Source organism: Pseudidiomarina tainanensis (assembly GCF_004214835.1).
Classification (GTDB): Bacteria; Pseudomonadota; Gammaproteobacteria; order Enterobacterales; family Alteromonadaceae; genus Pseudidiomarina; species Pseudidiomarina tainanensis.
In genome coordinates, this window is the sequence record NZ_PIQJ01000001.1 from 1 (window position 1) to 26,641 (window position 26,641).

The 26,641-nt window shown below is 47.7% G+C and carries 22 protein-coding genes and 1 rRNA gene; 8 read left to right on the top strand and 15 right to left on the bottom strand.

Going from position 1 to position 26,641, the window contains the following annotated elements:
- Positions 1-87 (bottom strand): 16S ribosomal RNA (locus CWI82_RS00005); the annotation flags it as partial.
- Between the two features lie 539 nt (positions 88-626).
- Between CWI82_RS00005 and CWI82_RS00010 the strand changes: the two genes are divergently transcribed.
- Positions 627-1,175, top strand: coding sequence for a gamma carbonic anhydrase family protein (locus CWI82_RS00010; RefSeq protein ID WP_092858227.1), 549 nt, complete (start codon positions 627-629; stop codon positions 1,173-1,175).
- 7 nt (positions 1,176-1,182) lie between these two features.
- Here CWI82_RS00010 and CWI82_RS00015 read toward each other — a convergent pair whose 3' ends face one another.
- Genes CWI82_RS00015 through imuA form a run of 3 tightly spaced genes read right to left on the bottom strand, consistent with a single transcriptional unit; the run spans position 1,183 to position 6,342 of the window.
- Complete coding sequence (locus CWI82_RS00015) at positions 1,183-4,299, bottom strand: error-prone DNA polymerase (protein WP_130202234.1); 3,117 nt, start codon at positions 4,297-4,299, stop codon at positions 1,183-1,185.
- Positions 4,283-5,701: a Y-family DNA polymerase gene (locus CWI82_RS00020; protein WP_130202235.1), complete on the bottom strand. Its 1,419-nt coding sequence runs from the start codon at positions 5,699-5,701 to the stop codon at positions 4,283-4,285. Before CWI82_RS00020 ends, CWI82_RS00015 begins: the two co-directional genes overlap by 17 nt.
- Positions 5,698-6,342 (bottom strand): translesion DNA synthesis-associated protein ImuA, encoded by a 645-nt coding sequence (gene imuA / locus CWI82_RS00025; RefSeq protein WP_092858221.1) that lies wholly within the window; start codon positions 6,340-6,342, stop codon positions 5,698-5,700. Before imuA ends, CWI82_RS00020 begins: the two co-directional genes overlap by 4 nt.
- Before the next feature lie 133 nt (positions 6,343-6,475).
- On the opposite strand from imuA, the gene CWI82_RS00030 reads away from it, so the two are divergent.
- Positions 6,476-7,378 (top strand): acyltransferase, encoded by a 903-nt coding sequence (locus tag CWI82_RS00030; protein WP_092858219.1) that lies wholly within the window; start codon positions 6,476-6,478, stop codon positions 7,376-7,378.
- Between the two features lie 29 nt (positions 7,379-7,407).
- On the opposite strand, the gene CWI82_RS00035 is transcribed toward CWI82_RS00030, so the two are convergent.
- From CWI82_RS00035 to CWI82_RS00060, 6 genes are all read right to left on the bottom strand, one after another.
- Positions 7,408-8,004, bottom strand: coding sequence for a thiol:disulfide interchange protein DsbA/DsbL (locus CWI82_RS00035; protein ID WP_092858217.1), 597 nt, complete (start codon positions 8,002-8,004; stop codon positions 7,408-7,410).
- A gap of 38 nt (positions 8,005-8,042) precedes the next feature.
- Positions 8,043-9,041: a serine/threonine protein kinase gene (locus CWI82_RS00040; protein WP_130202236.1), complete on the bottom strand. Its 999-nt coding sequence runs from the start codon at positions 9,039-9,041 to the stop codon at positions 8,043-8,045.
- Positions 9,034-10,449 carry a cytochrome c oxidase accessory protein CcoG gene (gene ccoG / locus CWI82_RS00045; RefSeq protein WP_130202237.1) on the bottom strand — a complete coding sequence of 472 codons (1,416 nt, stop codon included), beginning with the start codon at positions 10,447-10,449 and terminating at the stop codon, positions 9,034-9,036. Before ccoG ends, CWI82_RS00040 begins: the two co-directional genes overlap by 8 nt.
- 97 nt (positions 10,450-10,546) lie before the next feature.
- Entirely contained in the window at positions 10,547-11,788 is a 1,242-nt protein-coding gene (locus CWI82_RS00050; RefSeq protein ID WP_130202238.1) for a Zn-dependent hydrolase, read from the bottom strand.
- A 233-nt stretch (positions 11,789-12,021) separates the two neighbouring features.
- Positions 12,022-12,549, bottom strand: a complete 528-nt coding sequence (locus tag CWI82_RS00055; protein WP_130202239.1) for a carboxymuconolactone decarboxylase family protein — start codon at positions 12,547-12,549, stop codon at positions 12,022-12,024.
- Positions 12,550-12,626: 77 nt separating this feature from the next.
- The gene (locus tag CWI82_RS00060; protein WP_092858211.1) at positions 12,627-13,178 is read right to left on the bottom strand and encodes a peroxiredoxin; all 552 of its coding nucleotides are present in this window, start codon (positions 13,176-13,178) and stop codon (positions 12,627-12,629) included.
- 197 nt (positions 13,179-13,375) lie between these two features.
- On the opposite strand from CWI82_RS00060, the gene CWI82_RS00065 reads away from it, so the two are divergent.
- The gene (locus CWI82_RS00065) at positions 13,376-14,290 is read left to right on the top strand and encodes a hydrogen peroxide-inducible genes activator (protein ID WP_092858209.1); all 915 of its coding nucleotides are present in this window, start codon (positions 13,376-13,378) and stop codon (positions 14,288-14,290) included.
- 32 nt (positions 14,291-14,322) lie between these two features.
- Here CWI82_RS00065 and CWI82_RS11445 read toward each other — a convergent pair whose 3' ends face one another.
- Positions 14,323-14,748, bottom strand: a complete 426-nt coding sequence (locus CWI82_RS11445; protein WP_177203834.1) for a hypothetical protein — start codon at positions 14,746-14,748, stop codon at positions 14,323-14,325.
- A gap of 134 nt (positions 14,749-14,882) precedes the next feature.
- Here CWI82_RS11445 and CWI82_RS00075 point away from each other — a divergent pair, with 134 nt between their 5' ends.
- Together CWI82_RS00075 and CWI82_RS00080 are read left to right on the top strand one after the other, a co-directional pair.
- Entirely contained in the window at positions 14,883-16,019 is a 1,137-nt protein-coding gene (locus tag CWI82_RS00075; RefSeq protein ID WP_130202240.1) for a PQQ-dependent sugar dehydrogenase, read from the top strand.
- 2 nt (positions 16,020-16,021) lie between these two features.
- Entirely contained in the window at positions 16,022-18,010 is a 1,989-nt protein-coding gene (locus tag CWI82_RS00080; protein WP_130202241.1) for a TonB-dependent receptor family protein, read from the top strand.
- Here CWI82_RS00080 and CWI82_RS00085 read toward each other — a convergent pair.
- Positions 17,994-19,355, bottom strand: coding sequence for a sigma-54-dependent transcriptional regulator (locus CWI82_RS00085; protein WP_130202242.1), 1,362 nt, complete (start codon positions 19,353-19,355; stop codon positions 17,994-17,996). The two genes, CWI82_RS00080 and CWI82_RS00085, sit on opposite strands and share 17 nt — an antisense overlap.
- The gene (locus tag CWI82_RS00090; protein ID WP_233340161.1) at positions 19,355-20,686 is read right to left on the bottom strand and encodes a sensor histidine kinase; all 1,332 of its coding nucleotides are present in this window, start codon (positions 20,684-20,686) and stop codon (positions 19,355-19,357) included. Before CWI82_RS00090 ends, CWI82_RS00085 begins: the two co-directional genes overlap by 1 nt.
- A 159-nt stretch (positions 20,687-20,845) precedes the next feature.
- On the opposite strand from CWI82_RS00090, the gene CWI82_RS00095 reads away from it, so the two are divergent.
- Positions 20,846-21,229, top strand: coding sequence for a DUF4168 domain-containing protein (locus tag CWI82_RS00095; RefSeq protein ID WP_130202243.1), 384 nt, complete (start codon positions 20,846-20,848; stop codon positions 21,227-21,229).
- Between the two features lie 68 nt (positions 21,230-21,297).
- Here CWI82_RS00095 and CWI82_RS00100 read toward each other — a convergent pair whose 3' ends face one another.
- On the bottom strand, positions 21,298-21,978 hold the full coding sequence (locus tag CWI82_RS00100) for a type 1 glutamine amidotransferase domain-containing protein (RefSeq protein WP_130202244.1): 681 nt from the start codon (positions 21,976-21,978) through the stop codon (positions 21,298-21,300).
- 80 nt (positions 21,979-22,058) lie between these two features.
- Between CWI82_RS00100 and CWI82_RS00105 the strand changes: the two genes are divergently transcribed.
- Both CWI82_RS00105 and CWI82_RS00110 read left to right on the top strand, forming a co-directional pair.
- Positions 22,059-22,553: a PH domain-containing protein gene (locus CWI82_RS00105; RefSeq protein ID WP_165383853.1), complete on the top strand. Its 495-nt coding sequence runs from the start codon at positions 22,059-22,061 to the stop codon at positions 22,551-22,553.
- Positions 22,546-24,030: a PH domain-containing protein gene (locus tag CWI82_RS00110; protein ID WP_130202246.1), complete on the top strand. Its 1,485-nt coding sequence runs from the start codon at positions 22,546-22,548 to the stop codon at positions 24,028-24,030. The genes CWI82_RS00105 and CWI82_RS00110 overlap by 8 nt, the downstream gene beginning before the upstream one ends.
- A gap of 6 nt (positions 24,031-24,036) precedes the next feature.
- Here the strand turns inward: CWI82_RS00110 and CWI82_RS00115 are convergent, their stop codons facing one another.
- Positions 24,037-26,601, bottom strand: a complete 2,565-nt coding sequence (locus CWI82_RS00115) for an EAL domain-containing protein (RefSeq protein ID WP_130202247.1) — start codon at positions 26,599-26,601, stop codon at positions 24,037-24,039.
- Positions 26,602-26,641: the final 40 nt, after the last annotated feature.

Consider the following 26,641-nt stretch of genomic DNA (forward strand, 5'->3'; position numbering starts at 1 on the left):
GCAAGCTACTCTCTGTTACCGCTCGACTTGCATGTGTTAGGCCTGCCGCCAGCGTTCAATCTGAGCCATGATCAAACTCTTCAGTTTAAAGTGTTTAATCGACCCATTGAATCAATGACTTAATAAATCTAATTTGTTAAGCACTTTTCCAATCAGTCAGGTGGTCTATCTAAAGACCTTTTTTGCATCCGAAGATGCGTCTCTGCCTGAATCCGGTAAGTGCCCACACAGTTTGCTTGGCTTGGTATATTGTTAAAGAACGTTCGCAATCTTCTCTGAAGATGCGGCTTGCGTCTCAGCAAGCAAGGCGGCGTATTCTACAGCCTCGGTGTTTTGTGTCAAGCCTTTCGGCGAAATTTTTTCTGACTCAAAACATCTGCTTTTGGCGACTTCGTTGTCTGCCTCAAGCGTGGGGCGCATTTTAGAGATTTAACTCGCCGCGTCAAGCGCCTTTTTGACATTTTTATGTGTTTTTTTGCCAACTGCTGATTTTGTGAGCGAAGCGCTTCAAAAACCAACGTGATTTGCTTGATTCGCCAGCAATGACGGTTTCTGCTAGTCTTTAAGGTATGATTTAGACAGATCAAAAATATAACATTTTGGCTTAGTTTTAGAGGTAATAGAGCATGAGTGGCGATATTCGGAGTTATCGCGGTATTGAACCGCAACTGGACGAACATGTTTATATTGATAGTAGTGCCGTGATTGTGGGTGATGTTCACATTGGTGAACATAGTAGTGTGTGGCCATTAGTGTCGGCCCGGGGCGATGTGAATCGGATTCGTATTGGCGCACGCACCAATGTGCAAGATAACTGTGTGTTGCATGTTAGTCGCACAAGCGAGAGTAATCCAGACGGACATCCATTAATTATTGGCGATGATGTTACTGTCGGTCATCATGTGATGCTGCATGGCTGCGAGATTGGCAACCGTGTATTGATTGGTATGTCGGCAGTGATTATGGATGGCGCCATTGTTGAAGATGATGTCATTATTGGTGCAGGTAGTTTAGTACCACCAGGTAAAACTTTACGTAGTGGCCACTTATATGTTGGTAGCCCTGTAAAAGAAGCACGCCCACTCACCGAACAAGAATTAAAGTTTCTGCCACAGTCCGCAGCAAATTACGTGATCTTAAAAGACGATTATTTACTGCACGTGACGCCAATATAAGAAACCGTTAATGAAAATCACGCGAACGATTAGCCGACACTCCCAGTTGGGCTAATTGTTCGGTGCCATCTTCTAACTGCCCTGCAATAACATGAATCACCTCACCGTGAATCTCGACAATACCCTTTATCTTTAAAAGTTGGGCGGTGAGGTAAGCTTGGCGGAACGCGCGCGCCGTTTTTTGCCAGATAACAATATTAATGAGACCCGATTCATCCTCTAACGTTACAAAGGTTACCCCTGATGCCGTGCCTGGCCGCTGTCGACAAGTGACTAAACCGGCAACACGTACATGTTGCTTGTGGCGACAATGAGCCAACTCACTTGCTAGCTTATAACCTTTCAGTTGCTGTTGCTCTCGTAACAGTGCCAATGGATGACGCCGAATCGACACACCGGTAGTGCGATAATCAACTGCGATGTCTTGAAATTCTGCGGGCGCAGCGAGTTGTGTGGTTGGCACAGCCGTAAGCTCAGCAAATAAAGGGAGTTGTTCGGCCTGCAGTGCCAAACTTTGCCACTGACTTTGGTAACGATGTCCAGCCAGCGCACCAAGTACATCAGCACTCGCGAGCTTATGCAGGTCGGCGCCACTCAGGCCATAATCGCGAAGTTGTTGTAATGATTGAAAGCCTTGCGCAGGGCGTTGTTCTAGCAGGGCTTGCATGTGTGATTGTGACAACCCTTTGATTAACCTTAAGCCCAAACGTAACTGCATCCCCCGACCACCCGCTTCAAGCTGATGGTCCCAGTTACTGTGCTGTATGTCTGCGGGCAGTATGGTTATGTGGTGTCGCCGCGCATCTTGAATTAATTGGTTTGCTGAATAAAAACCCATGGGCAGACTATTCAATAGCGCACAATAAAATGCTGCAGGGTAATAACATTTCAGCCATGCCGACGCATACGCTAAATTGGCAAAACTCGCCGAATGCGACTCAGGAAAGCCGTATTCGCCGAAACCACATATTTGTTGGAAAATTCTCTGCGCAAATTCTTCACTGTAACCCCGCGCTCGCATACCTTTTATTAATTTACTTTCAAACTGGCGTAATTCACCTGAGCTTTTCCAGTTCGCCATGGCGCGACGTAATTGATCGGCTTCACCACCACTAAAGCCAGCCGCAACCATGGCCAACTTAATCACCTGTTCTTGGAAAATCGGTACCCCTAAGGTGCGCTCAAGTACTTCTTTAACCGCCTCACTCGGAAACGTAATAGGCTCTAACCCAGCGCGGCGACGTAAATAAGGGTGCACCATGTCACCTTGAATGGGGCCTGGCCGAACTATGGCAATTTGAACCACTAAATCATAAAACGTCTGCGGGCGAAGTCGGGGGAGCATATTCATTTGTGCCCGAGACTCAATTTGGAATACACCAATGGAATCGGCACGTTGTAGCATTTGATACACCTTGGCATCTTCTTGGGGGATATCCGCGAGCCCAAGCTCCCGTTGATGGTGTTGCTGAATTAACCGTAGCATTTTGCGCAAGGCCGTTAGCATCCCAAGCGCCAGCACATCCACTTTAATTAAACGTAATGTTTCTAAATCATCTTTATCCCATTGGATTACCGTACGCTCTGGCATGCTGGCATTCTCTACCGGTACCAAATCGGAGAGTTGTGTCGAGGCAATAACGAAACCACCGACATGTTGCGATAAGTGACGGGGAAAACCTAATATAGCGTCGGTCAAAGCAAACAAACAGCGGCCTCGGTGGGTTTGCCCAAGCCCTGGAATTTTTTCTAATAGCTGCTGTTGCCAATCACTCTGCTGATCGCGACGGTCGATTTGACGTAGATAATGACGCAGCTCTTGCTCATGAAAGCCTAAAGCCTTACCAACATCGCGCAAGGCGCTACGTAACCGATAGCGAATCACCGTAGCAGCTAATGCTGCACGGTGGCGCCCATATTTTTGATAAATATATTGGATGACTTCTTCACGACGCTCGTGCTCAAAGTCGACATCAATATCGGGGGGCTCATCACGTTCAGCCGAAATAAAGCGCTCGAATAAGACGTCGATTTGATCGGGATTGACTGCGGTAATTTGCAGACAATAACAAACCACCGAGTTTGCTGCAGAACCGCGGCCTTGATACAAAATGCCACGCTGCTGGGCAAATTGAACCAAGTCATGAATCGTTAGAAAGAAATACTCGTAGCGTAACTGCGCAATCAGCTTGAGTTCTTTTTCGAGCTTCTCTTTAACATCTGCACGCAAACCATGTGGAAAGCGTTGTTGGGCACCGAGGTACGTTAGCTCTCGTAAATGTTCACTTGCGGTTTTACCTGCAGGCACTAACTCAGCTGGGTATTCATAGCGTAATTCGCTTAAACAAAAGCAGCATTGCTTCGCAATCACGACACTTTGCGCTAACCAGGCTGACGGGTAACACTGCTGTAATTGCTCAGGGGTTCGTAGGCAGTAATCTTGATTCGGCTTTAACTGACCCACTTGCGTTTCTAATGGCTGACGACGGCGAATCGCCACCAAAACATCATGTAATAATTGCCGTTGCGGTTCGTGATAACACACCTCACACACCGCAGCGACAGGAATGTCGTGTGCGACGCTGAGTTGCTTATAATCGCTATAACGTTGGGCATCATCGGCTTCATAATGTCGGCCATAAGCCAACCACAGTGCACCACCAAACTGCTGTTTCAATTGTTGCGCGGTGACCGCTATTGTCTCACGCTCAACATTGGCTGAAGGCACCTTGAACTGCGGGCGCCATAACAACAGGCAGTCGTTTAATGTGCCCATAAAATCATCAAGAAAGACTTGGTAACTGCCTTTTTTACTACGATTTCGAGCGGTGGTGATTAACTGGCACAGCTGCGCGTAGCCTTGCCGATTGCGCACTAACACAATGAGCGTGCCAACATTTTCGAGTTGAAACTCACTACCGATAATTAAGCGCAACGGCTGCTCGCGAGCAGCTACGTAGGCACGTACAACACCAGCAACTGAGCATTCATCAGTAATTGCTAAGGCTTGATAACCACAACTGACAGCACGCTGAACCAGCTCGTGTGGATGCGAGCCACCACGCAAAAAACTGAAATTGGTTAAGCAATGTAGAGCGGCAGGGCGCTTAACTGAACCAGCCATGCAGAAACCACCCTTTGTCACATTGATAAATCCAGCCTTGTCGCTGCCATTGGTCCAGTGCAATGTAGTAATCGCGGGCAATGGTATCAGCATTCCACCAACCGCTAACAATTCGCTCGGGGCCCCATTGCAGTTGCCATTGCTGCCTTTCTGTCGGTTCTGCTTGCGGCAATAACCAAGCAGGGCGCGGTAGTAATAATCCGCCACTGGTTGAGTCGCTTTGCCACGGCTTCAGCGTGCCCTGATATTCGGGACGCCAATCATCATGCACGTGCAAGCTTTGCACTTTTGATTCGCCTAAACGCGCCTGCAAACGGCTCACTAAAGCATTTAATGAATCTGTTTGAGCCTGCGGTGCTGAAAACATGGCCTGTTCTTTTGCTTGTCGTGACTCCGGTCTTTGCACCCGCACACTTAAAGCCAATACCGGTTGTTTTAATTTTTGTCGCTCTAAATGTAACTGGCTTAAACTCAATAAATCACGCTGTTGCCAGACGGCATGGGCAAATTGAATGGGCACTTGCGTTGCAGGCCCAGTGCGGTGATGAGCTCGAATCAATAACGCTCGCGTACTCCATTGATGAATTTCTAAGAAGCTTTCAACCTGTTGCAATAACCGCTTTAATGGAAACAATAACTGCGGCCAACTGTGCACCTCGGCATTTAACTCCACCTGCTCATCAAACCGATGAGGCGGGTGATAAAAGCTTTGAGGTGCTGAAAAATCACCATTTAGTTCGGCTACATAGGTTGTGATTGCGCGACCGAAGCGCGCGCCTAACTCTGCCGCCGGCAGTTGCAGTACAGCACCGAGCGTTAACAGCCCTACGTTACGGAGCTTTTCAATTTGAGGCTCTGGTAAGCCGCTATATTCAATGGGGAGCTCAGCAATCGCAGCTTTAACATCTGCCGGTTCAGTACTCAGTACGCTATGCCCCGAAGCCGCCAGCAACTTCGCTGACAATGGGCTATAACCACTACTTAAAATATAACGCAACGGCCACTGTTGCAGACGCGCTTGCATGCGCTTAACCACGCCGGCAAAGCCTTGGTGCAAGCGCAGCAAGCTTTGCACCTCAAATAATAACCCTTGCGGCGGCTGTAATACGATTTGCGCCATGTCTTGATAGAGCACCTGAGCGAGTTGCGTGAGCATGGCGCTTTCTTTGGTTGCATCGTAGTCATGCAGTTTTAGTTGTGGCACTAATGTACTGGCCAACACTTCTGCCATATCAACCTGAACACCTTGCTGCAGGGCGGCATTATTGGCTTGCACCACAGTGCGCCGAGCAGCGTGACTCTGAGTCAATGCTTGTGGCATCGTACTCAATTCAGGTGGTTGTAATGCCAACTGATAATCGAGCAACAAGTGCGGAAAGTGTAGATACAACCAGGCATTCATAAAGCACGGCGTCGCCTCGGTAAGCGGGCATCCACCCCACAAGGGAAAGGCGGTAACGGCCAACCAAAGCGACGCTTGAGTATGCGCACCGCCAAACTGTCGCTACGCTCAAGCTGTAAGCGGGTCACATAGGCTCGGGCTTCTTCTTGCTGTTGCCATGGTGTTATCACAAAAGCTAATTTTTGCTTAGTTTCTGCTGCTTGCTGCAAGCGCCGGACCGCTGTTGCACTAAGCCCGGCATGCCACATCAAGACAATGTTTACCGCATCGCTGTGTAACGCTTGCTCCGCCGTCCACAATGCTAGTTTGTCATCGGCTTCATGAACAACGACGTGCCGCGATAACGTTAGCTTTTGATAACAAAGTCCCGGAGCGTAAGGCTGTACCGGCGGATTCACCCAAAGCGCTGTTGTTGTCGCTTGGCTCAGTACTGGCAACAGTAGCGCCAACTCACCAATAAACGGCTGTCGTACCTGTAGCTCATTCACACTACCTCGCAACCAACCGCCACCTAAACGTGTATCAAGCTCAGCCCAACCACTGCTTAAGAACTGTTGTTCTGCTTTATTTGCGGGTACTTCTTGGCCTTGCCATAGCCAGCCTTTTTGCACTAATGCTTCAACTTGTGCGGGATACGCCATCGCTCACCTCGGCAAAACAATTACTGTATAAATATACAGTATACTGTAGAGGCTTTTTTAGATGCTGGCAAGTATTTCGCAAATGCGTATCATAGGCGGATAACTATCACCATAAGTACAATCTGGCGTAAACATGCTGACAACGTTGCTAATTCCGTTTCGATTATTAATTAATTTTACTTTTGCTCTGGTTTCCACTGCGGTGATTGGCGCCATGGTGATTGTTGTCGGGCTACCCAAACTACTATTGCCGATTCCGGCAGTACAGCGCCTGTTATCAACTTGGGCTAATGCAGTGTTTCGTCTCTGGGGTTATGCGATGTCTGCATTATTTCGGCTGACCCAACCCATGCGCTGGCATATTGACGGTGACAGTGAACTCCATCGTGATCGTTGGTATATGATCATGGCGAACCACCGTAGCTGGGTCGATATTCTGGTACTCATGCACTTAGCTTGTCGCAACATGCCCATGCCTCGGTTTTTCCTCAAGCAACAATTAATTTGGATTCCGATTGTTGGTCTTGGTTGCTGGACTTTAGATATGCCGTTTATGAAGCGCTACTCACGCGAACAAATTGCCAAGAATCCGAAGTTACAAGGCAAGGATATTGAAACCACGCGCAAGAAGTGTCAGAAATTTCGTCACATTCCAACCACAGTCATTAACTTTTGCGAAGGCACACGCTTTACGCCGGAAAAACATGCGAAACGCCAAAGTTCATTCCAACACTTATTACCGCCCAAAGCCGGCGGCACAGCGTTCGCATTGCAGATAATGGGCAATCAGTTTGATGCTATTTTAGATATCACGATTGTGTACCCTGACGATAAGAAGCCAGCGGTGTGGCAACTATTGAGCGGTCAATTACGCGATGTGTACGTGAATGTCGAGACGTTGCCGGTCACTGAAGATTTAATTGGTGATTATTTTGCGGATGAAGCGTTCAAAACACACTTTCAAGATTGGATGAATCAGCGTTGGCTGCGCAAAGATGAAATTATTAACCGCGTACGAGCGGACTTTTTCAACTAAGCACAGCCACACAACGATGACTTCTCGCGTTATTTCTCGAGTAAGTAACCTGCCGCTTTAACGAAATCAGCCATAAAATCTTGGCTGTCACGGAAGCCTTCGGTTTTCAGGCGATATTTACCATTGATGATAAATGTTGGCGTTGCATTGACGTTATAGGCGCGCATATCGCGGTCCATATCGTTCACTTGCTTTTCAACCAATGGGTGCTTCATTGCTTTTTCAAATTTGTCTTTGCTAACACCATTCACGTGGAAAATAGCTTGTAGCTGTTCTTCTGTGGTGATTTGCTGTTTTTGTGCGTGAATACGCTCATAAAACGCTTTGCTAATCTCCTCTTCTTTCTTAAATAATTTAGCGGCAGCAAAACCACGCGCCATGAGCTCAAGCGTTGGATGAGAAACAATGTGCGACTTCTCAAAAGCTTGTGGATAAGCTTCTTTCATCGCTGCTGCAATCGGCTCAAAACGATAACAGTGAATGCAGTAAAACGAGAAGAATTCTTTAATCTCAGGCTTCGCTGTACCTTGCTCAGCAATCACCTCATAGTGAACGTCTTCTTTAAATTCTTGCGCACTCAATGGCAACATCATTAAAGCAACAACAACTAACAACAACTTCTTCATGGTTAAAAGGTCCTACAGTTTGTTTGTTACGAATAAGATTAATACTGCGGTTGCAATTGAATCGGGGGTTCTTGCAACGCTGCAAATTGTTCTTTCAGTGTCAGCACCTGCTGTTCCCAATACCGCTGCTCGGCAAACCATGGGAATGCACGTTGAAATGCACTATCACCCCAACGGCGGGCCAACCACGCCATGTAGTGTATGATTCGAAAACTGCGCAAGGGTTCAATTAATTGCGTTTCTTTATTATCGAAATCGCAGAACTCTTGGTAGCCCTCCAGCAACACATCCAACTGCAATGTTCGCTCGGCTCTATCATCGCCCGCTAGCATCATCCATAAATCTTGAATGGCCGGGCCGGTGCGTGCATCGTCGAAATCCACGAACATGAGCTGCTCATCACGCAACAACATATTGCCCAAATGACAGTCGCCATGCAAACGTTGTTGCGTAAAGGCGTTCAAATCAAATTGTTTGAGGTGGTTTGCTAACGGCTCGGCAATCGCAAAAAAGGCGTCATGCAGATTATTCGGCAATAATGACGAGGTGCTTAACGTTGCTAGGGCATCGGTTACGTATTCTTGATAGGAAACATTGGGGCGCGTGGTGAACTGACGTTGTTTCGCCACCGCATGTAAACGCCCAATTTGTCGACCGATTCGCTCGAGCTGGTCGAGATCGCCAGGCTCAACGGCGCGCCCACCAACACTTGGAAATACCGCAAAGCGATAGCCTTCATAATGGTGCAACGTTGCGCCAGCAAGTATCAAGGGGGCTACCGCAGGAACCTCTTCATCCAATAATTCTTGGGTGAATTGATGCTCTTCTAATATCTGCGCATCGGTCCAACGTGCCGGCCGATAAAACTTCGCGACATAACGGCGATTATCATCTGCCATGAACTGATAAACACGATTTTCGTAGCTATTGAGCGCTAATAAACCGGATTGCGGGTCAACACCAACCGCCGCGAGCGCATCGGCGATACGCTCGGGGGTTAAATGATGAAAACTAAAATCGTCGTGCTGATCACTCATAGAGGAATCGACTGACATGCTGCTCACTCACATCACCGGCTTCATTAGTGACGATAAAAGTAACATCTTGCACACGTTCAGTCACATCATCAGGGTGGACAGCTAGGGTGATAGGCAAGGTTGCCACTTCGCCTGCACCAACCGTAATAGTGGCATCGCCAATTAACTTGCTACGCGCAAATCCTTGCGAGGTAATGGTATAGGTTTGCGCTTGTTGCGATTTATTCAAAATCTTCAAGGTGAATACGTTTTGTATCCAGCCATCCATATTAATACTGTACAGCTGATTACGGTCGCGCAAGACATCAACTTGCAACGGTACGCGCGTCGAAATATCCCAAATTAAGAGCGCCGTCATTACCACCATCACGACAAAGTAACCAACCGCTTTAAAGCGAAGCTTATGCGTACGTCCGCCTTGCAGGTTACGCTCGGTGGTGAAACGAATCAGGCCGCGTGGGTAATTCATTTTGTCCATCACATCGTTACAGGCATCCACACAAGCACCGCAGTTGATACATTCGTATTGCAGACCGTTGCGAATATCAATGCCGGTTGGGCATACCTGTACGCACATATAGCAATCAATACAGTCGCCTAAGCCGAGCTCTTTCGGATCTTTTTTGCGTGAACGTCCGCCGCGTGGCTCACCTCGATTCGGATCATAAGAAACCGTGACGGTATCTTTATCGAACATCGCTGATTGGAAGCGCGCATAAGGACACATGTGGGTACACATGATTTCACGCATCCAGCCGGCGTTACCATAGGTGCAGAAAGCGAAAAAGATTACTGAAAAGGTTGCCCAGAAGCCGGCATCTAGCGTCCAAAATTGCGTGAATAGCTCACGTACATCCATGAAATAACCGACAAAAATCATCGCGGTCAGTAACGACACAATAACCCATGATGTATGTTTAGCTGTTTTACGCCAGAATTTATCAAAGTCCCACGGCCGTTTATCCAGCGACATACGCTGGTTACGTGAGCCCTCAAACTTCTTCTCAAACCACATGAAAATGAACGTCCATGTGGTTTGCGGACACATGAAGCCACACCACACGCGACCGTACAACGTGGTCACGAAAAATAAAGCAAAGGCAGAAACAATGAAAATCCAAGCGAGAATAGTGAAATCTTGTGGCCACATGGTGAGGCCAAAAATGCGGAAACGCTGTTCAGCAATGTCGAGCAAAATGGCTTGTTCGCCATTCCATTGCAGCCACGGTAGTAGCGCAAAAACAAACAATAAAATGAAGCCAAAACTACGACGAAACCATTCCAACGTACCTTTTACATCGCGTACATAAATACGGTTACGCGGCGAATAATCGTTACTGCGTTTATCCGGATCAGGACGATGGATTTTTACCTTGTCGGCCGCCTGCACTTCGATTTTTTGTTCCATAGCCATACCGCTTCTGTTTTAGACTAGAAAATAAGCCCGATTATACACATTTTTAGTAGTTCTATTGAGGCTTTTTTTAGCATTCTAACTGTATGTTTTATTGATCAAGATCAACCTCGGACATGGCTAAGATCGTGTCTAATAACACGTTTGTGCCAGCTTCAACATCATGCCAATGCGACCACTCGTCAGGCGCATGACTCACACCATTGATTGATGGAATAAAAATAAGCCCCGCATGCGTAATTTCGCTCAAAAATTGCGTGTCGTGACCCGCGCCACTTGGCATTCGAGTATAACTATAGCCACGTTGCTTCACCTGCTGCTCAATCAGATTTGTGAGTGGTTCAGAACAAGGTTTCGGCGAGAGCCAACTGACTTGCTCGTATTCGAACATCAAGCGATGTCGCCGAGCGATTGCGGATAAGGTTTTGCGACAGGCATTGGCAAGCTCTTTCATAATGTCTTCGTCCATGTCACGGCCAACGATAGTGAAAATTGCTTCGCCAGGTACCGTATGTGGATGCCCTGGCTTCAGCTCAACTTTACCAACGGTAATACGGGTTTTATCGGTACCATTTTCGGCAATGATCCGCTCGATTTCATGAGCGAAATCGGCAAGCCCCATAAATGCATCACTACGCATATCCATGGGTGCCGTGCCGGCATGATCGGCTTTCCCTTTAAGGTGCACAATCCATTTGAATACGCCAGAGATACCTTCAACCACGCCGATTTGCAGGTCACGTTGAAAGAGCACTGGCCCTTGCTCAATATGTAACTCAACAAAGCCTTTTAATTGTTCAGGGCGCCATGCAGCATCAAGTGCCTGCATGGCATCGAGCCCTTGTGCGGCCATCGCATCTTTCAAATACACATTATCGGCGTCATGCGCTGAGAGTAGCCATTCTGGGTTTAAGCAACCAGAAATAGCTTGTGCTCCAAGCATACCGCCAAAGCGGCCTTCCTCTTCGGCGGTGGCAACACCCCAAATCGGCGTTTCGAGACCCGGTTGTTGTTCATTGATGGTTTCGATCACTTCCAACGCTGCCATGACACCCAATGCACCATCAAAAATACCACCAGCGGGAACCGTATCAATGTGAGAGCCCATTAATATAACGGGTTTATCGCGCTTGCCGCGGCCAAAAAATATATTGCCGGCACCATCCATGTAGGTTTCTAAGCCTGCTTGCTTGGCTTTATCTTGCAACCAACGCCGCCCTTCCATATCGGCATCGGTAAAGCCAATGCGGTACATGCCTCGGTCTTGTTCGTTGTAGCCGATTTTTGCGAGTTCGAGTAAATTTGCTTTGAGTCGCTCTCCATTAATAACCATAAAACCTCAAGTACGATATTAGCTATTGGATATTGGATATTGGATATCAGTATAGACAACACACACGATCTCGCCCGCTAATATCGAATATCTAATAGCTAATATCGCTTTTGGTTTTTGGGCAAAAAAAAGCCCGGCGGAAGCCGGGCGGAAGGAGAACAACCAGATCTCAGGGAAGTTGCGCACACTATAAAACGCTAGTGTGACAAGTAAGTGACATCAGGCGATTAAAATTAAGCAATGCGTTTTGCAGTTGCTGCAGCATTCAATACCGCTGCCATTTTAATCGAGTTTTGAATCACTTGAGCTGAAATGTCGTGTTTCAGCAATACACCAACGTGTGAGTCGATGCACATACCACAGCCGTTTAATGCTGATACTGCGAGCGAGTAGAGTTCGAAGTCAGCTTTATCAACGCCTGGGTTAGCCATTCCGTTCATACGCAAGCCAGCAGGTAATTTGCTGAACTGCTTGTCTGTGCATAAATGCAAGAAGCGATAGTACACGTTGTTCATAGCCATGAGGGTCGCTGCTAATTTAGCTGCGCCATCAACGTTCGCTTCAACCTTGCCTTCAGCTTCTGCTTTCACGGCATCAATCAGCTCGTTATCGCCAATTGAATAGGCCAGTGACAATGCGGTGCCGTAAAATTGGGTCGCGGTCATACCCGAAGTATCGACATTGCCGAAAATATTCGACAAGTTGAGTTTGGTATCTTTACCGTGGTCGCCCAAACCTTGTTTGTAATCTGCAATGCTCATAAATTCCTCCGCTTAAAAAGGTGCCGCTTACGCGGCACCTGAAGACATCACTAGTGTGTGGGGGATGTGATGTCTGCTTACAGGGTGTCGCCGCCTACTGCACGGTTACATGGACACAATTCGTCAGTTTGCAAGCCGTCAAGAATACGCAGTACTTCTGCAGGGTTACGGCCTACGTTCAGGTTGTTCACCGATACGTGTTGGATTACGCCATGCGGATCAACTACGAAAGTTGCACGTAACGCGACGTTCTCGACTTGGTCACGAACACCTAAACCATCAACTAAAGATTTCACACCGTTGTCAGCGAATGACCACTGGTTCAAGCTCTTCAGATCTGGGTGTTCACGGCGCCATGCCAATTTCACGAATTCGTTATCAGTGCTACCGCCTAAAACGATTGCATCGCGGTCAGCGAATTCTTCGTTCAATTTTGCGAACTCAACAATTTCAGTTGGGCATACGAAAGTGAAATCTTTTGGATAGAAGAAGATGATCTTCCATTTGCCTTCGAAGCTCGCATTGTTGATTGTTTCAAATGCGCTTTCGCCGTTTTCTTCTGGCATGTTGAAACCAGGTTTAACGCCGACTACTTCAAATTCTGGTAATTTATCGCCTACTGTTAACATATCGTTTGTCTCCTTGTTGGATAGACTAAGTTGCTAAAATTAAAGTTGTTGAGGCCTATCGCCTCAGCTCGGAGACAATAATAGGGGGTCGATTAAATTTGTTAAAACGAATAAAACGGATTAACATAATCGAAAATACTAATTGAACGAAAATCGCATTCGTTACAATAACTATCACAACAACAGTGGGGCACGAGATGAGCAAACTTCCCAGTTTGAAAAATCTGAGCTATTTGCTGGCGCTGCACCAGCATCAGAATTTCAACCGCGCTGCGCAAGCATGCAATGTTAGTCAATCAACTTTAAGTAGTGGTATTCAAAACCTTGAAGAGCAGTTGGGTTGTCAACTCATTGAGCGCGACCATAAATCCTTTTTATTCACCGGGATGGGTGAAGAAGTGGTGGAGCAGGCGCGTCAAATTCTGACTTCAACGGAAGAGTTGCTGTATTTTGCACAAAGCCAAGGCAAAATTATGGAAGGCCCGTTACGTCTCGGCTGTATTCCAACCATTGCACCTTTTTTATTGGGTGATTTGACGAAAAAGCTCAAGGTGGATCACCCCAAGCTACAACTGAGTGTTCGCGAAGACACCACGGTGAACTTACTGCATTTATTGCGTAACGGTGAACTGGATGTCTTAGTGTTGGCGCTACCTGTTGACCTGCAAGGCAACCAAAGTTACGTACTTGGTCGTGACCCGTTCAAATTAGTGATGCACAACACGCTCGCAGAAAAACTTGCTGAGCCGGTGCAGTATAATCAGTTACCTGATAATTCGATTTTCTTGCTGGAAAAAGAACACTGTTTAACTGGTCATGCCGTTGCCGCATGCGAATTAGCCGATTCCAGTAAAATTAATCCGTTTACTGCGACAAGTTTACACAGTCTAGTTCAAATGGCGGACGCTGGACTTGGCGCCACCTTTATTCCGCAAATGGCGATTGACCGTGGCATTTTGAACGGGACTGACTTGGTGGCATTACAGCCGAGTGGACAGCAGGCATCGCGGGAAATCGGCTTGATTTACCGGCCGACCACGAATCGGCGTACAACATTTCGTAAACTCGCAGAATGTATTGCGCAGTTATTGCCAGAGCCGCTACTGAAATAGCGGCTCTGTTTCTTTATCAGGGTGTGAAAAAATTAAGGGGCAGTGCGTAATTCGCTTAAACGCGGACCAATGCTTGCTTGGTTTGGTGCCTTTTCCGCACGAACTTCCGCTTGGGTGAGATCAACGGGCTCACCAACTTCTGCTGAGATGAGCGCTTGTAATTGATCTGGAGTCAAATTCTTACCTGTGTGCACAACGCGCACATCAGAATCATCACCGGTGGCTGCAGTACCTGGTAAATATATCGTGCCATTTGAGAAGTCGACGGCAAATGCGATTACACCAGGAACCAAAAAGAATAATAATCCAATACCGTTAAGAGCCGCGACACCTGGATCGATTTTGCCACTCACCTGTCCTTTACGCTCAGGATACAAGATTGTGCCGCAGGCACTGAGGTGCAAAGTTGTTAAAATCAGAACCGCTGCTTTGAGTGTGTTACGCTTGAAATTTACCATTACTGCCTCCTTGGTTAGGCATGTTAATTTCCTGTAATAACTGAAGTGTAACGAAAAAAAAGCAATCCAAAATTCAATTTAATCTATATTTACACTAGTAAAGATACGTAAATGATCAATAAAAGGAGCACCTTATGTTACGCAATCTACTGGCCGTGAGTGTCACAGCGGCGTTAACAATGACAACAACGAGTGCTGTTGCTGATACAGTCTCGACTGAGCGTCACAAGGTTTCTGTGAACACCATGACGGACAAATTGAACAAACCATGGGGTATGGCCTTTTTGCCATCAGGTGACCTCCTGATTACTGAAAAGTCAGGCACACTTCGTCGTGTGACTCGAGATGGCGCAATCAGTGATCCACTCAACGGCGTGCCTGCAGTCGTCGATAAGAGTCAGGGTGGCCTACTCGACGTTGCCGTTGACCCGAACTTTGCTGACAACCAATTTGTGTATATTAGCTATTCTGAAGCCGACCCCGCTGGCGGTGAGGGCAACAGCACTGCCGTGATGCGGGCGAAGCTATCGAGCACTGGCTTAACCGATGGCAAAGTCATCTTCCGTGGCGCTCCGAAATACAAAAGCGGTGCTCACTTTGGTTCGCGTTTAGTCTTTGCACCGGATGGTCATTTATTTATCACGCTTGGTGATCGTTATTCAGCCATGGATGATGCCCAAACCTTGGATAATCATCATGGCAAAGTGGTTCGGATTAAACCCGATGGCAGTGTTCCTACCGATAATCCGTTTGTTGGTCAAGAAAACGCATTGCCTGAAATTTGGTCATACGGTCACCGTAACGTGCAAGGTGCCGCTATTCACCCAACGACTGGGAAATTATGGACGGTTGAGCACGGCCCGAAAGGTGGCGATGAAATCAATATTCCGGATGCGGGGAAAAACCACGGTTGGCCAATTGCCACCTATGGTGTCGATTACGATGGCAGCATCATCAGCGATAAAACCCATGTGGAGGGCACTGTACAGCCGCATTACTACTGGGTTCCTTCGATTGCCACTTCGAACATGATTTTCTACACCGGCGATAAATTCCCTGCATGGCAAGGCGATTTGCTGGTCGCTGCATTGAAGGGTTCGCAAGTTGCGCGCCTTGATCTTGAAGGTGATCGAGTCATGCACGAAGAAACTTTATTTGAAGATGCGGTGAAACAACGCATTCGTGATATTGAGCAAGGCCCAGATGGCTATATTTATCTGATTACCGACGACCGTGCTGGTCAACTCATTCAAATTAAACCTGCGGAATAACTATGTTTGTAAGTAGTCACTTACTGGTTTTATCAACGCTGGCTTCGGCCAGCGTTGCTGTTGATGAAGTCATTGTGGTGAACCAAAGTCGTCCGCGAACAGCGCTTGAAACACCTGCTTCGGTGAGCAACCGTGACGTTGACGATCAGCCTGCTGGCCTGCGCATTGATGCTGCTGAACTACTCAAAGGTTTAGCCGGTGTGCAAGCCGACTCACGGGCGAATTATGCGCAAGATACACGGATTACATTGCGTGGTTTTGGTGCACGTTCAGCCTTTGGTGTGCGCGGCGTTATCTTGCAACTTGATGGTATACCGCTGACCATGCCGGATGGACAAGCGCAAACGTCGAGTATTCTGTTAGATGAACCGCGCTACGTGCAGGTCATTCGTGGGCCACTGGCAACCATTTACGGCAATAATGCTGGCGGTATGATTCAATGGTTTAGTGAGCGCCCTGATAGTTCTGGGTTGCGTTTCGATGCCATGTTTGGTGCCAACTCAACCGAGCGCCAGCTTGTGCAAGGCGAGTGGGTAACCGATGGCAATGCGGTACGATTAACCGGCACTCGTTTACGTACCGATGGCCCGCGTGACCATAACCGTGCAGAGCGTGATCAACTCGCATTGCGCTGGTATCACGATTTAACCGATTCGATTGAAATGATTGTGCGCTTAGATGATAACTATGCGCCTTTCTTACAAGATCCTGGTTCGCTGACACCAGAAGATTGGCAGGCTGACCCAACCCAAACCTTCGCCGGTGCAACTCGTTTTAACACCCGCAAAAATATTCACCATCAGCAAGCATCTGTGTCACTGCGTAGCACCGATGGCTGGCATGTGAGTACATGGAAGGGCTGGCGCGAGATTGAGCAGTACTTGCCGTTCCCTGGCACAGATATTCGTGGCTCTGGGGCTGTGATTGACTTGCGCCGCAGCTTTATTGGTATTGATGCCAGCTATGATTACGATTGGTCACTGACGACGCCACTCACGACAACCTTTGGTGTTCATCATGCTGAACAAGATGATCGTCGTTTTGGTTACACCAATAACTTTGGTGAACGCGGTGACTTACGCCGCAACGAACTCGGTGAAGTGACCCAGCAAGCCGCCTATACACTGTGGAATTGGCAGCCAAGTGAACAATTAACGCTTCTCGGCGGGCTTCGCTATAGCCAAGTTGAATTCGCGGTCGATGATTACTTTATCGTGCCGGAAAATCCTGACGATAGCGGCGAGCAACGCCAACATGCTTGGAGCTGGAGCCTGGGTGCCAATTATGCGTTAACCGATACATGGTCGGTGTTTGCCGCTCGCGGAAATGGCTTTGAAACAGCCACGCTCACCGAAATGGCCTACAGCAACACAGAAACCGGCCTAAATACCAACCTCGGTGCTGCGTACAACCAACAGTGGGAAATTGGCGTGAAATGGCAAGTGCCAACCGTGCAAGCGCAATTGACTGCGTTTGTGATTGACACCACCGATGAAATTGTCGTCGACCAAAGTATCGATGGCCGCACTACCTATACCAATGCTGGCTTGACGCAGCGTGATGGGGTTGAGCTAGAGGTGAATTGGTCAGTGTCTGACCAATGGCAGTGGCGCGGTGCGGCAACGTTATTAAGTGCTGAGTATGCCAATGGCGCACGTTTGCCTGGCGTCGCTGAACAGCAGATTTACAGTCAGCTCGACTGGAATTACCGTCCGCAACAGCGCCTCAGCTTAATCACTGAATATCGCGGTGACGTCGTCGCCACGGATGCCAATGATGTGATAGCCCCAAGTCATACCCTGTGGCATCTAAACTGGCGTGGTTCATATCTGCTGGATGACTGGCAAGTGAGCCCTTGGCTAAACCTGCACAACCTGACCGATGAAGCGTACGTGGGTTCCGTGGTCGTCAATCAAGGCAGCGGCCGAGCATTTGAGCCCGGCGTCGGTCGCGAGTTACAACTTGGTGTGCAGTTTAATCGTCGTTGGTAAGCCAACGATACAATGTGCGGCGGGTGATTCCGAGAATTCGCGCCGCTTGTTGCTTGTTGCCCTTGGTGTGCGCCAAAACCTTTCGAACATAGTCAGCTTGTAAATCATCCAGCGAAGGCCACTGTTGTGTCGAAGCGGCCTCGGTAACGCCATCGGTTACTGATGTTTGCATTCGCGCGGGAAGGTGCTCGGGCTTTATCCAGTCACCATCACAAAATGTCACCGCCCGCTCAATTGCGTTTTGCAATTCCCGTACGTTTCCGAGAAAGCTATAGGCGTAGAATAGTTCTTGTGCCTCGCTCGATAAACCTTTTACCTGTTTGTTTTGTTGCTGATTCACGGTTTGAATAAAATGTTCAGCCAACAAGGCAATATCATCGCCACGATGTCGCAGTGGTGGCACTTTCACGCTAAAGGTCTCAAGGCGATAAAACAGATCTTCACGAAAGCCTTTATCCGCTACTTTCTGTTCGAGATTCTGGTGGGTTGCCGCAAGAATACGAACGTCAACTTCGACCTCATGGTCGCTACCAACAGGGCGCATTTTCCCCTCTTGCAGCACACGTAATAATTTGGCTTGCAGTGCCAGCGGCATTTCGCCAATTTCATCCAGTAATAACGTGCCACCATGCGCTTCTTTAAGAAGACCAGCGCGGGCTTTTTGCGCCCCGGTAAAGGCACCTGCCGCATGACCAAAAAACTCACTCTCAAGAAGTTCAGCTGGAATACCTGCGCAATTCACTGCTAAAAACGGGCCATTAGCTCTCTGGCTTTGCTGGTGCAGTGCTTGTGCAACCAACTCTTTACCTGTGCCGCTTTCACCGAGTATCAGCACCGCACCCTCAACTGGTGCGATGCGTTCAATCTCATCATACAAAGTACGCATCACGCGGCTACTACCAATAATTCCAGCTGGTCCTTGGTTAGATTGCTGTTTCGATTGGCGATAATGTTCTACTTCAGAGCGTAACTGATGAAACGTTAGTACACGCTCAACGCTAACCAGCAGGTGCTCAAGATCGAGAGGCTTCGTTAAAAAGTCATCGGCACCTTGTTTCAGTGCATCGACCGCTTGATCGACCGTACCAAACGCCGTAATCAAAATTAACGGTGGCGCACTGGCTTGCCGTTGCAGATACGCCAGCAAATCAAGCCCGCTCATTCCCGGCAAACGAATATCACTGACAATCAGATGGCTCGATTGCGCAGCATCACTATCTAAATAAGCTTCAGCTTGGGCAAATACGGAGACCTGATAGCCCGCACTTTCAAGCTCCTCTTGTAACAAGTCACGTAACCCTGGGTCATCTTCAACAACGGTAATATGAATATCGATGTTACGCATTATAAACGTCCCTTCGCGCGAGGTAATAACAGTGATGCAATACAACCACGGTGCTTCGCATTCGTTGAACTAGCATTAGCGAGCCTCAACTGACCTTGGTGATCGGCCACTATGTAACTCACCAGAGCTAAACCAAGCCCAGTACCTTCACCAATTTGCTTGGTTGTTGTGAATGGTTTTAATAATTCTTCTTGTGTGACGTGCTCAGGTAGCCCCTCGCCGTCATCACGAACGTTGACTGTCACCGTATTAGTCTCCGTCACAACACAGACATCGACACGACTTTTGGCGGCCTGCAGTGCGTTACGCAAAATATTAACCAGCGCTAACTCTAAACGCTGATTATCGGCTTCAACCAGCACTTCTTCCGCTGGCAAGGTTACCGTTAACTCTGGCCCCTGCAGACTTTGTTCATAGGAGATACTTTGGCACGCTTGCTCAATAATGCCGCGTAATGATTGGCGTTGTTTCTCCGATACGGGTGTGCGACTGAACGCTAGAAGCTGTTTCACCATTTTGGTAAGACGCTGAACTTGGCCACGAATCGCATTCAATTGACGTTGCGAGTCTTCATCGGAATGACGTGTCATTAATTGTTTGGCACGGCCATCGATAACTGTCAGTGGCGCACCTAATTCATGCGCTACACCACTCGATACTTGACCTATCGCCACCATCTTTTCTTGTTCGCGACGCTGTTGCTCCAGTTTTTGTGTCACGTAACGGTTCACGCCTCGATAATGACCAAATACTAAAATGGCGACGGTTGCAGCAGCTAACACTAACCATGTTCCCCAAGCAATGCGAGCGAGTTGGGTAAAGGCGTTATCAAAATCTTGGGCACGTCGATTGAGTTGCATAAACCCGATAATTCGATCGCCTCTGTCGTTAATTGGAACAAACTGCGAAAACACATCTCGCCCAGCTACTTCGCGGTAACTGTCTTGTGTTTCGCCCGTTAGAATAACTTGCTCGGCCAACAAACTTTCTGAGAGGTCGCGCTCAGTGACGCCAGCCGATGCAACAATGTTGCCCTCGGTGTCATACACCGAGGCACCATAAACGCGACCAATTTCAAATACCGAATCGAGGCCTGCTTGCACCGCACTGATATCGCCCCGAATTAAGGCGTCACTGACGGGTACATGAATGGCGCGCCCGACCAATTCAAGATCATCACGCAAGCGCTGATCTTGAAATTCGGCCGCTCGTTCCAGACCAATCCCGATGGCAATGCCTGATAGTGCAAGAAGCGGCAGCATCACATAAAAGGTGAGCGTTCGTTGAACACTATCGCCTTGTAAAAACCACGCTCTGTATCTTTTTGTCACACAAACCTCGCTCGACACATGTGACATTATTATACACATTTAAGTGTGTAAATTCGAAGATGAGTTCTATATCTTTATTTTTCAATAAGTTAATAGATGAAAGAAAGTTGGCATGGTCATTGCAACACTCCTAGTGAACTCAAAATAGGAGATAAATCTATGCGTAAAACAATGACCGCTTTAATCCTAACCGCTCTTTTTGCTAGTGCATCTGTTGTCAATGCAACTGCCGTTGCTCAGCAACAAGGTCAAGCTCAAGAGCAAATGATGCAACAGCAACAAAATGTTGAGATCACAGAGGGCATGCTTGAGAGTTTCGTGGTTGCCATGAGCAACGTGCAGAAAATCAGCAACAAATATTCAGAGCAATTCCAAAGCGCTGAAGATGCTGAACAAGCACAAGAAATTCAGCGTAAAGCACAAGAAGAAATGGTTGCTGCTGTGAACGATTCAGGTCTTTCTCCGCAGGAATACAACGCGATTGTGCAGCGTGTGCAGCAAGATGAAGAGTTACGCGCACGCTTACAAGAAATGACTGAATAAATTAGTTATTTAATCAACACCTTGCAATAAAAAAGCCACCTCGCGGTGGCTTTTTTATTGGGCTTAATTTAACGCTTTAGTTTTTTCAGCAAGGCTTCAGCAACCGTTTCCGAGCTTGCCGGATTCTGGCCGGTGATGAGATTCCCATCAACGACTGCATAAGGCTTCCAGTCGTCCACCTTCTCATACAAACCGCCGAGCTCTTTGAGCTTATCTTCCAGTAGGAACGGCACCACTTCGGTTAAACCAACGGCTGCCTCTTCACTATTGGTGAAGCCGCTCACTTTGCGGCCTTTCACTATTGGTTCACCCGCTGGGGTTTTCGCATTTATCAATACCGCTGGTGCATGACAAACCGCTGCGACTGGCTTTTCTTGCTCCCAGAACTGTTGAATGAGACCGATGGATAGAGGATCTTGGCTTAAGTCCCACAACGGACCATGACCACCCGGATAGAAAATAGCGTCGAATTTATCGGCGGTTACTTCGCTCAATTTGAGCGTATTGGCAAGTTGGTCCATCGCCGCTTCATCTTCAAACAAACGTACCGTTGCGTTAGTTTGAGCATCACTTTGTTCACTGTTCGGATCAATGGGGGGTTGCCCGCCTTTTGGGCTGGCTAACACGACTTCAGCGCCAGCATCTTTAAAGGCATAGTAGGGCGCAGCAAATTCCTCCGCCCAAAAGCCTGTTTTGTGGCCACTGTCACCGAGCTGCTCGTGTGAGGTAAGAACCATTAAAATTTTCATGAGCTTGCTCCTATTTTTTTGCTTCGTGTTAAGGTTACATGGATGCTAAAACATACTTTTTCAAGTTAGGAACAGATCACATGGCTATAGCGTGGAAGCCGGTTGAGCCGAGCTACAAGACTTACCTGCAAATTATTGTATTAATCGATATGAGTATTTTGGCATTAATTGCCATTGGTATTTATGTGTTCGTACCCTCCACCGATTGGCTACCAAACCCACTGTGGTTTGGTATTCCTTGGGCGGCGCTGACGCTGTTCTTCGGGTTATTCTGGGCCTCACGGCGCTTTCAATTCACCGCCTACGCTCGCTCTCACGAAGCCATGTACTTGCGCCGTGGGGCATTATGGCGCCTGACACGAGCGGTGCCCTTAAATCGAATTCAGCACGTAGAGGTTCGCCAAGGGTTTATTGAACGCATGCTAGGCTTAGCACATTTGACCCTTTACACCGCGGGAAGTGGTGGCGCTGATTTGAGCATTCCAGGCTTAAAGCTAAATGATGCTGAGCAAATGAAAGCAACGCTGGTTAATACCATCGCTGAAGAACCAATAGAAGAGAGCAGCCATGACTGAGTTAGTTTGGCAGCGTACGCCACTTCTCACCATCGGCTTCTTCATCGCCAAAGAAGTGCGTAATCTTGTGCGCAACATCACCAACTTTATTCCGGTACTGGCGGCAATATTTGTCAGTAATAGCGAGTGGTTGCCTTACGCGGTGATCGGTGGCTATTTGGTATTCATTATGGTGAGCGCAATTTTAAATCACCGCTTTTTCTTGTACGCCCTAGCCGATGACGCTGTGCATCTGCGTACCGGTGTATTTGGTAAAAAGAGCCTAACTCTAAAATATGAACGCATTCAACAAGCCGAGCTTGATCAAAGCTGGTATTTTCGACCCTTTGATTTGGTGATTTTGCGCGTTGATAGCGCCGGCTCAGCAGGGAAAGAAGTTGAAATTCCTGGCTTACCTATTGGCTTGGCACAAGACCTTCGCCAACGGATGTTAGCCCAGACCAACACCAACCAAGCCTACAGTGAACTCGCGATTGCCGACAGCGAGAAAACCGAACCTCCAGCTGATACCGAAATGACCTTTTCGATGAGCGAAATTGTTCGCGCTGGCATCATGGATAACAAAATCTTTGTGCTACTCGCCGTGCTCATTTATCCACTTTCGCAAACCGATGTGCTGGAAGAAACCTTAGTACCTTGGCTAGAGGCCAATGTCTCGTTTATAGAAGAAAGCTTGTGGCTGAATATTGGTCTCGCCGTTGCTGCACTGTCGCTACTCTTTATTCTGGCTATCGGCGTGACCTTGGTCCGCTACTATAATCTGCATTTCAGTATTTTAAACGAGCGATATCAGGCGCGTTCCGGTTTGTTCACCATTCGTACCGTGAGTTTTCGCTATCAAAAATTACAGCGCGTGCAGCTGCGCCAAAATTTACGCGGTCGCCTACTCAAACGTTTCAGTGTTCGCGTCAGTCAATTGCAGCCATCAGCACATGCGCAGCAGCAGTCGGGGAGCTCGTCATTTGTGCTGCCAGTACTCACACAAAACTTGGTTGAAGAACTTGGTAATTGGTTGAAGTTACCGCGAAGCGCTAACTTAGACTGGCAGGGCATTAGTTTCATTGCCTTACTGAACCCATCATTTTGGATTGCGCTGATTGCGCCAGCACTGGCATTAACAGCCTACGCAAATGACATTCCATTGATAACAGGTTTGATTAGTGCTGCGTTGATATGGTTTGCAATTCAAGCATACGCCATTGCCCGTTGGCATAACTATGGGTTTACCATTAACAACGGTTGGCTTGCGATTAAGCGCGGTGTATTTGGACGCAAAGAAAATTGGTATCCATTACACAAAGCGCAGCAAATTGATGTGTATCAATCGCCGTGGCTGCGCCTTCTCGGTTACGCTGATGTGCTTGTGCATACCGCCGCGGGACCGGAGGTTATCAAATATCAGCCGGTAAGCTCAGCACTCGCCATGCAACGCGAATGGTCAACAATGATTGGTTCGAACCATCAACGTTGGATGTAGTTAGGTTTATTCGACAGACAGAGTGGAACTCTCTATAAATCGTTGTTGCCACTCGACGATTGGCGCGGGTTTACCGAACAAATAACCTTGGAACTTTTTACAGCCGAGTGCCTTGAGGTGCTCGAGCTGTTTGACCGTTTCCACACCTTCGGCAATCACTGAGAAATTGAGGTTTTCTGCTAGGCCAATAATTGTTTTGGTAATCACTTCGTCGTTTGCATCGGTGAGCATGTCGCGCACGAACGATTGATCGATTTTCAATTGGTACAGCGGTAATTTCTTCAAATACGCGAGTGACGCATAGCCGGTACCGAAATCATCAAGCGAGAAACGGACGCCTAGGTCACCCAGCTTGCACATACGTTTCACAGTCACATCAATGTTATCAATCAGCATCCCTTCGGTAATTTCTAACTCTAATAGCCCCTCTGGGAGATGCGCTTCAAGCAAACAATGCTCAACTTGCGCCACAAACCCACCATGACGGAATTGGCGCGGGCTAATATTCACTGCCAATGGAATGTGTTTAAGCGCGTCAATCTGTTGCCAGTCACGCAACGTGCGACAAGCCTGTTCAATCACCCATGTTCCGATAGGAATAATTAAGCCACTCGCTTCGGCAATCGGAATAAACTCAGCAGGGCAAATAGTTCCTAAATCAGGATCGGTCCAACGCAACAGCAACTCAGCAGCAATCACCTCACCGTGTTCATTCACCTGCGGTTGCAGATACGCCTCAAGCTCTTGGTGCTGAACCGCACGTCGTAGGGCTGATTCAATCAACATGCGGCGACTAATGGTTTCGTGCATGATGGGGTTAAAGAAGCGAATTGAGCCGCCTCCTTGCGCTTTTGCTTCCGAAATTGCGAGATCGGCATTTTTCAATAACCCAGATACATCATCAGGGCTATCTGAAAACATGGTGATACCAATACTGGCGGTTGTTGAATGCTTTATATCATCAAGCTCGTATGGCTGCGCCAGCGATTCAAGTATTTCTCGCGCCCAATTGCGCACTTCCATGACAGCCTGATCGGTATCTTGACTTAAATCTTCTAAAATCACGACAAAATCATCCGAGCCTAGCCGCGCTGCCGTATCCGTCTCATCAATACGCGCCCGAATTCTTAGCGCCACCTCTTGCAACAGTTTATCGCCTGCCGCATGCCCAAAGGTTTCATTGATGATGGTGAAATGGGTGAGATCAATCGCAACCAATGCGCCTTCATAGCCCGTACGTTGTGCACTTGTCACCGCATGCTCAAGGTTTTGCAGTAATAGCTTCCGATTCGCTAGCCCAGTGATGCTATCGTAATACTCCAACTGGTTAAGCGACTCTTTAATATGGATATGTTCGGTAATATCCGTGGAAATGCCGCAGAGTGCATAAATTTCGCCTTGCGCATTGTGGAGCGGAATTTTTACCGACAAAAAGTGATGATTGTCACCGTTTTTGGTTACATTTTCTTCCTCATCCGACACTCGAAGCCCTTCTGTAATCACGCGAAGGTCGTTTTCCCGAAGATGAGCCCAAGTTTCCGCATCAAACAACACTTCATCAGTTTGACCAATGATTTGCTGCGGTGTGGTTCCTAAATAATCACAAACTTTCTTATTTGCATATTGATAGCGAAGGTCACGATCTTTGATGTAGATGTAAGCCTCTACCGAATCGAGAATGGTATTTAACTTCAATTCACTGTGCGCGAGCTCTAACGTGCGTTGTTTCACACGTCTGCGTAAAAGAAGAGAAACGCCAAATACCAACACTAAAGCACTGACAAGCCCAAGAACCAATGCCCAAGGAAATAGCTCGGTTTCACCTAAATTGGCACGCCACTTCTTCAATGTGACGTACAACGGTGATTGCGGATCCTCTTGCCATTCCTGCAAATGCTCATCAATTTTATCGAGAATTGGCTGCATCTCTGGTTGTGTTGCAACAACGAATAGGCGAGCGGGTTGGAACATAACTGGAGTGGGTTCTAAGCCTAAATCACGGGCTTTAAGATCACCATATAAATGGTTTGCCGCTACCGCTTCGGCGCGATCCCAAAGTACCGCTTGGAAGCCCTCATCAAATGACGAAACCGGAATTAAAGTGACATCTAACCCAAAGTTTTTGGTGATATCTGCCAAGTAAGTCTCTTGAATGGAGTTTTCAAGCACAGCAATGCGCACCTTGTTTAAGTCTAACAAGGTGGTTACTTTCAATGTGCGCTTGCCATAAAGCTGTGACCAAGAATGTAAGAACGGCGTTTCGTGAAACAGCAAGGTGTCATCACGCTCATTACTCAGCGCTACGTCCGGCATTAAATCAATATCGCCACGCTGCAACAGCTGCAGACACTCGTTCCATGTGCATGGTATTGCTTCAATTTGCCAGCCTTCACGGCTCGCTATTTGCAAAATTAAATCACCAAAGATTCCGGAAATTTGTCCGTCAATGAGTAGTAATTTAGGCGGGTTTTCATAAACCCCAATTCGCAATGTTGATGGCTGCGCAACGGCGGCCTTTGCAACAGCGAGGCTAGCAATAATCGCAAGACAAAATCCCCAAAAATTTCGCAAGCAATTAACCTTATTTTATGAAATGAATTAAATATATAGC